Here is a 10,755-nt window from a genome sequence, read left to right on the forward strand (position 1 = left end):
GGTGGTGCTGGAGCTGGGCGGCAAGAACCCCTGCATCGTGCTGGACGATGCCGAGGACCTGGACGCGGTGGCGGCGCATGTGGTGAACGGCGCGTTCTGGAACATGGGGCAGAACTGCTCGGCCGCCAGCCGCCTGATCGTGCAGCGCGGCATCAGGGACCGGCTGCTGGAGAAGGTCCGGGCCGAGGCGGCCGGCTGGCTGGTGGGCGATCCGCTGGATCCGGCGAACCGCGTGGGTCCGCTTGTCTCGAAGGCGCATTTCGACAAGGTCAGCAGCTATCTGGATGCGGCGAAATCGGAAACCGTGCTGGTCGGCGGCAAGGTGGTGGCCGAGGGCTTCATCGAGCCGACCATCGTGGAGACCGCGCGCGATTCCCGGCTGGCGGTGGAGGAGATCTTCGGCCCGATCCTGACGGTGATCGTGGTGGACAGTTTCGAGGAGGCGATCCGGGTTGCCAACGACACCGACTACGGGCTTGCGGCCTCGATCTTCTCGGCCAACGGCAAGCGGGCCTTGCGCGGGGCGCGGGCCTTGCGGGCGGGCACGGTGACGGTGAACAGCTTCGGCGAGGGCGACGTGACCACCCCCTTCGGCGGCTACAAGCAATCGGGCTTCGGCGGCCGCGACAACAGCGTCCACGCCCACGACCAGTACACCCAGCTCAAGACAATCTGGATCGACCTCAACCAGCAAGACGAGAGCCTGGATTGACATGGGCAGCCATCGGGCGATTCGCACCCCGGTCCTGAACGGCCCCGCCGGGTGGAATGCGATCCTGCCCCCCGCCGCGCCCCGCGCGCGGCTGGAAGGGCAGGCGGGCTGCGACGTGGCGATCGTCGGCGGCGGCTTCGCGGGGCTTTCGGCCGCGCGGCGGCTGCACCAGATCGACCCGTCGCTGGACGTGGTGATCCTCGAGGCATCGCGGATCGCCGAGGGCGGCACCGGGCGCAACTCGGGGTTCATGATCGACCTGCCGCATGAGCTGACCTCCAGCGATTATGCCGGTTCGGGCGACAGCCACGACCGGCAGCTGACCGCGCTGAACCGCCATGCCATCGACTTCGCGGCGCAGGCGGTGGCGGAATACGCCATCCCCGAAGGCTGGTTCCAGCGCGCGGGCAAGATCAACGCCGCCGCCTCGGCCCCCGGCCTGGCGGCGAATGAAAGCTATGCCAGGCACCTGCGCGACCTGGGCGAGGCGCATGAGATGCTGGACGCCCAGGCCATGCGCGAGATCACCGGCACCGGCTATTACCAGGGCGGGCTTTATACCCCCGGCACGGCGATGATCCAGCCGGCCGGCTATGTGCGCGGGTTTGCCGCCGGGCTGGAACGGGCGGGCGTGCGCATCCACGAGGATTCGCCCGTCACCCGGATCGAAAGCAATGCGCAGGGCTGGCGGCTGGAGACGGCGCAGGGCTCGGTCCAGGCGCAAAGGGTGGTCATGGCCAACAACGGCCATCTGGAGAGCTTCGGCTTCAAGCGCGGGCGGCTGATGCACATCATGCTGAACGCCTGCATGACCGAGGAGCTGTCGCCCGAGGCCCTGCGCGCGCTTGGCGGCCATGAATGCTGGGGCGCGACGCCGGCCGACCCGATGGGGACCACCGTGCGCCGGATCGGCCCGGCCCAGGGCGGCAACCGCATCGTGATCCGGCAGGGCGGCTATTACCGGCCGAACATGCAGACCAGCGCCGGCGACCTGTCGCGGCTGGTGGAGCATATGCGGCGGAAATTCGACGCGCGTTTCCCGATGCTGAAGGGGCTGCGCTTCGAATATTGCTGGTCGGGGCATCTGTGCCTGTCCAGGAACGGCGTCTCGGTCATGCGCGAGCTGGAGCCGGGCCTGTTCGCCGCCTGCGTGGACAACGGGCTGGGCACCACCCGCAGCACGCTGACCGGGATCGGCGCGGCCGAGATGCTGTGCGGGCGGTCGAGCACGATCACCGCCTTCTTCACCGCCGAGGCCGAGCCCTCGCGCCTGCCGCCGCATCCTTTCGACACCATCGGCGCCAATGCTTATATGCGCTGGAAAGAATGGCAGTCCCGGCTAGAATGACGCCCTGTCCAAGGGAAAGCGTCACTGCCATGCCGCCGATCAAGCGCCGCTACCTGCCGTCACTTGGGGCCTTCGCGACCTTCGAGATCGCGGCCAAGCACCTGAGCTTTACCCTGGCGGCGAAGGAGCTGAACGTGACCCAGGGCGCCGTCAGCCAGCAGATCCGCCTGCTGGAGCGCGCCCTGGAGGTGGCCCTGTTCATCCGCAAGCACAATGCGCTGGAACTGACGCCCGAAGGGGCGGGCCTGTTCCAGGCGGTGACGGCGGGGCTCGACACCATCAGCGCCGCGGTTTCGGTGCTGGCGGGGGACGAGGGGCCGCAGACCGTGACCATCTCGGCCACGGACGCGATGGCGGCCTATTGGCTCAAGCCGCTGATCGACAGCTTCCGGCGCAGCCACCCCGAGGTGGGCTTCGTCGTGCTGGCCTCGGACGCCGACGACACCCTGCGCAACTACTCCGGGGTGGACATCGCCATCCTGTGCGGCAACGAGCGCTGCGAGGTCGGCGAAGAGCTGCATTTCCTGTTCCAGGAGATCGCCCAGCCGGTCTGCACGCCGGCCTTCCTGGCCGAGCATGGCCCCTTCGCGGCGGCCGAGGATCTGAACCGGGTGAACCTTCTGCACCTGCATGACCGGCATTGGAGCGCGGATGCGATCGGCTGGCAGCCGCTGGGCTGGGCGGAATGGTTCCGCGCCCAGGGCGCCGAATGGTCCAAGGCGCCCTCGAGCCTGTCCACGAACAAGGTCAGCCTGCTGATGAACGCCACCCTGGCCGGCGAAGGGGTGATGCTGGGCTGGCACCACATGGTTCGCGGCCCCATCGCCGAAGGCCGGCTGGTCTTTGCCCATCCCGCGCCGATCACCGCGGGCCGCGGCAATTTCCTCAACTGCAGGAAGAAATCGCTCAAGCGGGCCGGGGTCGCGGCCTTCGTGGATCATGTGCTGGCGGCGCTGCGGGCGCAGGGGCGGGACTGACGGTCGCAGCGCCGGACCTGCAGCGGGGCTGATGCCGCCCCGGCCGTTGCCGCAGATTTTCTAATGCCTCGCTACAGGAAAATCTCGTTTGCCCGAAGGCCGGCGGTAATGGATAAATTCGTCTATTCCGGGCGTGGGGGACGCTTTGGAGCATCCCGGCCGACACCCCCCCGGAAATTGCCGCCTTAACGGTCCCTTGCAACGGGGGCCGGACAAATCCCGCCGCGACAGGCTTGCGCGGCGAATGACGGCTCTTGCCCGGTGGCGGGGGCTGCGGACCAACAGATCCATGGAGGAACACGCATGCGCAGACTTTTCAAAGCCGTCCTTGCCGGCGCCCTGGCGCTTGGGCTTGCGTCGCCGGTTGTGGCGCAGGACAAGGTGGTCAAGATGGGGACGCTGTCCTGGGAGGACCTGACCCCGATCACCGGCATCACCAAGAAGGTGCTGGAGGACAAGAGCTATACCGTCGAGGTGACCGAGTTCTCGGAATGGGGCATCGCCTATGCGGCGCTGGCCAAGGGCGACGTGCAGATCCTGGCCTCGCAGACCGATTACGTCGCCCAGGACTACTGGCAGCGCAACAAGAGCCGGCTCGAGAAGATCTCGCCGGTCTCGCACGGGCTCTACCAGGCGATCGCGGTGCCGAACTACGTCACCATCGACTCGGTCGAGCAGCTGAACGAGAATGCCGAGAAGTTCGGCGGCAAGATCGTCGGCATCGAGCCCGGCTCGGGGCTGATGCGCGACGCGGCCGATGCGGTGTCGGAATACGGGCTGCAGCTGCAGCTGGTCGAGGGCAGCACCGCGGCGATGACCGCGGCGCTGAAATCGGCCATCGACCGGCAGGAATGGATCGCCGTCACCCTGTGGGAGCCGTCCTGGATGATGCAGAAGTTCGACGTGAAGTTCCTGGCCGACCCCAAGGGCGTCTTCCCGCCGCCGCAGGGCTATTACTGGATCGGCCAGAAGGGCTTTTCCGAGGCAAACCCCGAGGCGCGCGAGATCATCGCCAGCGTCTACGTGCCGCTTGCCGTGATCACCGCGATCAACGGCGCGGTCAGCGACGGCCAGAGCATGGACCAGGCCATCGCCGACTGGACCGCGGCCAATGCCGACCTGATCGGCCGCTGGTCGAACATCAAGTCCTACTGACCGCCGCAGCGGGCGGCCCGGCTCGGGGCCGCCCGGCATGACCGCAAACCCAGCAGGAAGGCGCGACAGGAAAAGATGGAAAAGGCGAATACGGACGCGGACACGGCCGAGGTTCTGATCGACTGCCGGTCGGTGTGGAAGGTCTTCGGCGAGCGCAATGCCGAGGCGATCCGGGCGATCACGGAACGCGGGCTGACGAAAAAGGAAATCCTGCAGCAATACAATTGCGTCGTCGGCGTCTCGGACGCCACCTTGCAAGTGCGGCGCGGCGAGATCTTCTGCATCATGGGGCTTTCGGGCTCGGGCAAGTCGACGCTGATCCGACTGCTCAACCGGCTGATCGAGCCGAGCCTGGGCCAGGTCATGGTCAAGGGCCAGGACATCGCCACCCTGGACGCGGCGGCGCTGCGCCGGATGCGGGCGCGCCATATCGGCATGGTGTTCCAGTCGGTGGCCCTGCTGCCACAGCGCACGGTGCTGGAAAACGCGGCCTTCGGGCTCGAGGTGCAGGGCGTGGGCAAGGACGAGCGCAACCGCGCCGCCCAGGCCGCGCTGGCCAAGGTGGGGCTGGCGGACTGGACCGCGCGCTACCCGTCCGAGCTTTCGGGCGGCATGCAGCAGCGGGTAGGTCTGGCGCGCGCGCTGACCTCGGACCCCGAGATCATCCTGATGGACGAGCCGTTTTCGGCGCTCGACCCGCTGATCCGGCGCCAGTTGCAGGACGAGTTCCGCCAGCTGACCAAGGATCTGGGCAAGTCGGCGGTCTTCATCACCCACGACCTCGACGAGGCGATCCGCATCGGCGACCGCATCGCCATCATGAAGGACGGCGTCATCATCCAGACCGGCACCGCCGAGGAGATCGTGATGAACCCGGCCGACCAATATGTCGCCGATTTCGTCGCCGGCATCTCGCGCCTGCACCTGGTCAAGGCGCATTCGGTGATGATCCCGCCCGGCGAATGGGCGGGCGCGCCCGAGGGCCTGCCGTGCTGCCCGCCCGAGGCCGACATCGACACGCTGATCGCCACCATCGCCGGCTCGGACCGCGACGCCGTGGCCATCGTCGAGGGCGATGCGGTGGTCGGCATCGTCACCATCCGCAACCTGCTGTCGGGCGTGCGCGGCGATGCCGCCGCCGTGCCCGCCGCGGCGGCCTGAGGAGGCGGTGTGATGGAGATGTCCGCCCTGATCGCCGGTTTCGACGAAACCGTCGACAACGCGCTGTTCTGGCTTGGCGATCACGCCGCCTTCCTGTTCGACTTCTTCCGCCTGGTGCTGGAGGGGCTTTATGACGGGGCGCTGTGGCTGCTGGAGCTGCCGCCCTTCTACGTCGTCGCGCTGCTTGCGGGGCTTCTGGGCTGGCGCGTCGTCGGGCGCGGCTTCGGCCTGGGCGTCGCGCTGGCGCTGCTGGCCTGCGCCGCCATGGGGCTGTGGCTCGAGACGATGAGCACGCTGGCGCTGGTCGTCGCCGCCAGCATCATCGCGCTGGCGATCAGCCTGCCCCTGGGGGTGCTGGCCGGGCTGATGCCGCGGCTCGACCGGGCGCTGGTGCCGGTGCTGGACCTGATCCAGACCCTGCCGCCCTATATCTACCTGCTGCCGGCGATTGCGCTTCTGGGCTACGGCCCGGCGACGGCGCTGGTGGCGACGGTGATCGTGGCCATGCCGCCGGCGATCCGGCTGACCGCGCTCGGCATCCGCCAGACCCCGCGCGAGTTCATCGAGCTGGGCCAGGCGACCGGCGTCACGCCCCTGCAGATGTTCTGGAAGATCCGGCTGCCCTTTGCCGTACCCTCGATCATGGCCGGGATCAACCAGAGCCTGATGATGGCCTTCGGCATGGTGGTGATCGCCGGCATCGTCGGCTCGGGCGGGCTGGGCGAGACGATCTACGGCGCCATCCGCACGCTGGACATCGCCACCTCGATCGACGCCTCGATCGCCATCGTCATCCTGACCATGATGCTGGACCGCCTGACCCAGGGCGCGGCCCGGCCCCGCAACGGAGCGCGGACATGACCCTGCCGAGCGAATTTTCCCCCGGAGCCTTCCTGGCGCCGGCGATCGACTGGCTGAACGCCAATTTCCACCCGTTCTTCGCCCTGATCACCAGGGTGATCGAGGCGGTCCTGGGCGCGATCGAGGGCGCGCTGCTGGCGCTGCCGCCCCTTGGGGTGATCGGGCTTGCGGTGCTGGCGGCGCTGCTGGCCATCCACCTGCGCGCGGCGATCCTGGCCGGCTGCTGCCTGGGCTTTTGCTGGCTCAGCGGGCTGTGGACCGGCTCGATGCAGACCATCGCGCTGGTGGCGGTGGCGGTGACGATCTCGGTCGCCATCGCCTTTCCGCTGGGCATCCTGGCCGCGCGCCGGCCGCGGCTCGAGGCGGGGCTGCGCCCGGTCCTCGACATCATGCAGACGGTTCCGCCCTGGGTCTACCTGATCCCGGCAGTGATGATCTTCAGCCTGGGCCGGGTTCCGGCGATCATCGCCACCATCGTCTACGGCGTGCCGCCGATGCTGCGACTGACGACGCTGGCCTTCCGCGGCGTGCCCAGGGATCTCAAGGAGCTGGGCCAGGCCATCGGCGCGAAACCCGGCACCATCCTGTGGAAGATCGAGCTGCCCGCGGCCCGGCCCACGCTTCTGGTGGGGCTGAACCAGTGCATCCTGCTGTCGCTGGCGATGGTGGTCCTGGCCGGGCTGGTCGGCGCCGGGGGCCTGGGCGCCGAGGTGACGCGCGGCCTGACGCGGATGGAGATGGGCCTGGGCCTGCGCGCCGGCCTTGCCATCGTCGCCGTGGCGTTGCTCATGGACCGCCTCTCCCGCGGCGCGATCGAACGCGGCGGTCGGCGTCCCGGCTGACCGCGCCAACCCGTCGACGCCGGCCGGGGACGCGCCTGTCATGTCCGCGGCCGGTCAGGCCCCCTGCCTGGGGCAGCAGCGACGAGGAGGGGGCGAGGGCCCCCGGTCGAGCGCAGCCCCGCCGCGCGGCAAGGGCCCAGGCCGGCAAGCCGGGCCACCGCCAAGGCGAAGCGCCTGGCAGGTGCCGGCCGATTAGGCCCGCGCCGGCGCCGAAGCGGCTTGCAAGTTTCGCGCCGATGCTTTCCCTTCTTGCCGAAGCAGCAAGAGGAGAAAGACCATGCGCCCGCTTGCCCGACGCCTTGCCGCCGGCGCCGCCCTTTCGCTGGCCCTGGCCGGCACCGCCCATGCCGAGCCCGCGCCGACCAGCGTGTTTTCCCCCGCCAATATCGCGGCGGGGTTGGTGCGCGGCGCGATTTCCTATGCCCGGATGGTGGCCGACATCCGCTATGACGGGCTGGAGATCGACGCGCAACGCGGTGGGCTGGTGCTGCGCGACCTGCATGTCGCCGGGCTGGGCCGACACAAGAACTGCCGGGTTACGCTGGGGCGGCTGCAGGTCTCGGGCCTCAGCCTCTGGAACCAGGCGGAATCGCGGCTGCGCCTGGACGCGGCCGACCTGTCGATCGCCAACAACTGCTTCGGCGCCAATGCGGCGATGATCGGCGTGGTGACGGGCGGTGCCAGCATTCCCCTGGCCGCGCTGTCGGTCGATCTGCGCCAGGCCTCGGGCAGCGGTGCGCTGAGCGCCGACATCCAGGCCATCAGCCCCGGCATCGCCCGGATCGAGGCGAGCGCGGATTTCGATTATGTTTCCCTCTTCTCGCCGGATTTCTTCGAAAAGATCACGGCGGCGAGCCAGCCCGACGAGACCGGCGCCGTCACCGAGGAGACGCCGCAGATCGGCCTGCGCGGCACGTTGCGCGCGGCGCATCTGTCGGCGGAAAACCTGGGCGTCTGGGAAAGGCTGAAGCCGCTTTTGCCGCCCGAGGCCAGCAGTCCCGAGGCCTTGCAGGCGCTGCTGACCGCCGAGCCGGGCAGCGCCCTGCACCAGTCGCAGCAAGGGCTGGTGCGGGCGCTGCGGGCCTTCATGGCCGAGCCGGGCCTTGTCACCGCCGAGGTCCGCCCGGCCGAGCCGGTGGCCTTCGACACCACGCTATGGGCCGGGCCCGAGGATGCGGCGGCGCTGTTCCGGCCGCAGTTTTCGAACGGGTTGCCCACGCCGCCGGTGGCGCTGATCGCCGATCCCGCGACGCATCAGGACAACCGCGCCCTGGGCCTGGCGCTGGCCGAGGGCAGGGGGGTGCCGCAAAACAGCCGCCGCGCCGTCGAGCTGCTGACCCCCATGCGGGAGGATGCCGAGGTGGCGCTGGCCCTGGCGCGGCTGACCGCCGGCACCGATCCCGCGCTTGCCTATGGCCATGCGCTGCGGGCGGCGGCGCAGGGGGTGACGGGCGGCGCCGCGATGCTGGAGCGGATCGAGGCCGGGCTTGCCACCGCCGATCTGCTGGCGGCGCAGGAGGCGGCCGAGACCGCCCCGCCCGAGGGCAGCTTCGCCTCGACCCTGGCGCTGCGCGACGCGGCGCTGGCGCATGAGCGGGGCGAGGGCGTGATGCGCAGCTATGCGCTGGCCTGGCGGCTGGCCGCGCTGGCTGCGGCGGCGGGCGACGGCCCGGCGCAGGCGCTGATGGCGCGGCTGGAGGCGCGCTTCGGGGCCGATCCGATCTGGCTACGCGCCCGCGACCGGGCGGAGGAGCTGGCGCTGGAGGATTGGACGCGGCGCAAACTGGCGCAGCGCCTGGCTGAGGGCCGGCCATGAGGCGGCTGACCCTTTGGCTGACCCTTTCCCTGGCGCTTGCCCTTGCCGCGCCCGCCGCGCCGGTGCAGGCGCAGGCGCCGCAGCCCGTCGAGCCGTCGCCGCTGTCGCGGGAAATCGCGCAGAACGGCATCGCCGCCACGCTGGAGCGGCTGCATGCGCTGCCCGCCCCGGCGCCCGACGAGCGTTTCGCCATCGCCGGGCTGGAGTTCCTGGGCGCGGTCGAGGCGGCCTGGCGCTGGCGCGTGACCTATGGCGTGGCGCCCTTTGGCGGCATGATCTTCGGCTCGGCCGCCGAGCTGCCGCAAACCGTGCCGCCGCAGCCGATGCCGCCCGAGGCGCTGGCCGAGCAGACGCAGGCCACGCTGGAGGCGATGGCACGCAGCCGCGCCGCGCTGGACGGGCTGGGGGCGGACGAGGATTTCGGGCTGGCGATCTCGCTGGGCGATCTGTGGTTCGACCTCGACGCCGATGGCCGGCGCGGGATGGGCGAGGGCGCGGCGGAACTGTTGGACGGCATCATCTGGTCCAGCATGCCGGGCCTTGACCCGGAGACGGGCGAACCCGCCCCGCCGCCCGCGCTGCCGGTGATCCGCTTCGACCGCGCCGATGCGGCCTGGCTTGCGGCCTATACGCATCTGGTCTCGGGCGGGGCCGAGCTGCTGCTGGCCTTCGACCCGACGCCCAGCCTGCGCAAGGTCTTTGCCACGCGAGCCCGGATCGACGAAAGCCGCCTGGCCGGGGGCGAGGCCGTTCTGCCGCCGATGCTGGACGATTTCATCGACCCGCTGGCCGTCGCCATCGACATGCTGCGCAACCAGCCCGATGCCGGGCGCACCCGTGCCGCCCGCGCGCATTGGCAGCAGACCATCGACCAGAACCGCCGCTTCTGGACGCTGGTCGGGCAGGAAAGCGACGATGCCGGCGAATGGATCCCGAACGACCGCCAGGTCTCGGCCACCGGCATCGCCTTTCCGCCCGGCACCGGCATCGCCTGGCAGGCGGTGCTGGCCGACGGCGAGGCGCTGCTGGCGGGCGAGCGCAGCATCCCGTTCTGGCGCGGGCCGATGGGCATCGACCTGGGGGCATGGCTGGAAGACCCGGCGCCGCTGCCGGTGGACGGGGTGATCCAGGGCTGGGCGCTGGCCGATTACTTCTCGGACGCGCCGCCGGTCAGCCCGGAAAGCTTTCGTCGCTTTTCGGACATGCTGATGGACACCGGCCCCTTCCTGGCCATGGTGATGCTGAACTGAGCGGGGTCACTTCACCAGTTCGCGGATGATCGTGTCGAGCCCGATGACGCCGTTGCCGATCTGGCCCTGGTTGATCAGCCGGTTGCGGCGCTGGCGGGCCTGCTCGGCATGTTCGCCGCGCGGGAAGTTCTGAAGGTATTGCGTATAGGATTGCACGGTATCGGCCTGCCGCGCCCGCGCCCAGGCCTGGTCCTCGCGGTCGCCGCGCGGGGTGTCCCGGTCGGCATTGGCCAGCCGCTGCCGGGCGGTCTGGGCATAGATGCCGTTGGGGTAACGGTCCAGATAGGCGCGCAGGTTGCGCACGCCGCCCCTGGCGCCGGTCTGTTGCCAATAGGCGTGGTCCTGTTCGTCCCGGCTGGGGGCGGCGGCATTGGCCTGCGCCCGCATGGCATCCACCTGCGGCCCGGTCAGATAGCCCGTCACCGCATAGCCGTTGCGCTGCTGCCAGCCCCGGATGGCCGCGCGCGAGCGCGAGCCGAAGATCCCGTCCGCGCCGCCGGTCGAATAGCCCAGCGTGTTCAGCCGGCGCTGGATCGTCACCCGGTCGCCGCGCGACAGGTTCAGCCGGTTCTCGGTCAGCTCGGCCTGCGAGGCCTGGCGGGGCTGCTGGATTTCCGGGGCGCGGGGCTGCAC

At 70.1% G+C, this 10,755-nt stretch carries 10 protein-coding genes; 9 read left to right on the forward strand and 1 reads right to left on the reverse strand.

Annotation, left to right across the window (positions count from 1 at the left end):
* From IT40_RS25245 to IT40_RS25285, 9 genes are all read left to right on the forward strand, one after another.
* Positions 1–712: aldehyde dehydrogenase family protein (locus IT40_RS25245; protein WP_036760952.1), on the forward strand; the 712-nt coding region annotated here is incomplete at its 5' end.
* 1 nt (position 713) lies between these two features.
* Positions 714–2,060 (forward strand): NAD(P)/FAD-dependent oxidoreductase, encoded by a 1,347-nt coding sequence (locus IT40_RS25250; protein ID WP_036760955.1) that lies wholly within the window; start codon positions 714–716, stop codon positions 2,058–2,060.
* A gap of 29 nt (positions 2,061–2,089) precedes the next feature.
* Positions 2,090–3,037 carry a LysR substrate-binding domain-containing protein gene (locus IT40_RS25255; protein WP_036760958.1) on the forward strand — a complete coding sequence of 316 codons (948 nt, stop codon included), beginning with the start codon at positions 2,090–2,092 and terminating at the stop codon, positions 3,035–3,037.
* A gap of 303 nt (positions 3,038–3,340) precedes the next feature.
* Entirely contained in the window at positions 3,341–4,192 is an 852-nt protein-coding gene (locus IT40_RS25260; RefSeq protein ID WP_036760960.1) for a glycine betaine ABC transporter substrate-binding protein, read from the forward strand.
* Between the two features lie 75 nt (positions 4,193–4,267).
* Positions 4,268–5,353: a quaternary amine ABC transporter ATP-binding protein gene (locus tag IT40_RS25265; RefSeq protein WP_036760962.1), complete on the forward strand. Its 1,086-nt coding sequence runs from the start codon at positions 4,268–4,270 to the stop codon at positions 5,351–5,353.
* Positions 5,354–5,365: 12 nt separating this feature from the next.
* On the forward strand, positions 5,366–6,214 hold the full coding sequence (locus IT40_RS25270; protein ID WP_036760964.1) for an ABC transporter permease: 849 nt from the start codon (positions 5,366–5,368) through the stop codon (positions 6,212–6,214).
* On the forward strand, positions 6,211–7,056 hold the full coding sequence (locus IT40_RS25275) for an ABC transporter permease (RefSeq protein ID WP_036760966.1): 846 nt from the start codon (positions 6,211–6,213) through the stop codon (positions 7,054–7,056). Before IT40_RS25270 ends, IT40_RS25275 begins: the two co-directional genes overlap by 4 nt.
* 277 nt (positions 7,057–7,333) lie before the next feature.
* On the forward strand, positions 7,334–8,872 hold the full coding sequence (locus tag IT40_RS25280; protein ID WP_036760969.1) for a hypothetical protein: 1,539 nt from the start codon (positions 7,334–7,336) through the stop codon (positions 8,870–8,872).
* The gene (locus tag IT40_RS25285; RefSeq protein ID WP_036760971.1) at positions 8,869–10,122 is read left to right on the forward strand and encodes a hypothetical protein; all 1,254 of its coding nucleotides are present in this window, start codon (positions 8,869–8,871) and stop codon (positions 10,120–10,122) included. Before IT40_RS25280 ends, IT40_RS25285 begins: the two co-directional genes overlap by 4 nt.
* Positions 10,123–10,128: 6 nt before the next feature.
* On the opposite strand, the gene IT40_RS25290 is transcribed toward IT40_RS25285, so the two are convergent.
* The coding region (locus IT40_RS25290; protein WP_036760973.1) for a peptidoglycan-binding domain-containing protein at positions 10,129–10,755 on the reverse strand (627 nt) is incomplete at its 5' end.

This window comes from Paracoccus versutus (assembly GCF_000763885.1).
Lineage (GTDB): Bacteria > Pseudomonadota > Alphaproteobacteria > Rhodobacterales > Rhodobacteraceae > Paracoccus > Paracoccus versutus.

Coding starts and splice junctions, on each gene's coding strand:
- IT40_RS25250 (WP_036760955.1), top strand. CDS start 714: ATGGGCAGCCATCGGGCGATTCGCACCCCGGTCCTGAACGGCCCCGCC.
- IT40_RS25255 (WP_036760958.1), top strand. CDS start 2,090: ATGCCGCCGATCAAGCGCCGCTACCTGCCGTCACTTGGGGCCTTCGCG.
- IT40_RS25260 (WP_036760960.1), top strand. CDS start 3,341: ATGCGCAGACTTTTCAAAGCCGTCCTTGCCGGCGCCCTGGCGCTTGGG.
- IT40_RS25265 (WP_036760962.1), top strand. CDS start 4,268: ATGGAAAAGGCGAATACGGACGCGGACACGGCCGAGGTTCTGATCGAC.
- IT40_RS25270 (WP_036760964.1), top strand. CDS start 5,366: ATGGAGATGTCCGCCCTGATCGCCGGTTTCGACGAAACCGTCGACAAC.
- IT40_RS25275 (WP_036760966.1), top strand. CDS start 6,211: ATGACCCTGCCGAGCGAATTTTCCCCCGGAGCCTTCCTGGCGCCGGCG.
- IT40_RS25280 (WP_036760969.1), top strand. CDS start 7,334: ATGCGCCCGCTTGCCCGACGCCTTGCCGCCGGCGCCGCCCTTTCGCTG.
- IT40_RS25285 (WP_036760971.1), top strand. CDS start 8,869: ATGAGGCGGCTGACCCTTTGGCTGACCCTTTCCCTGGCGCTTGCCCTT.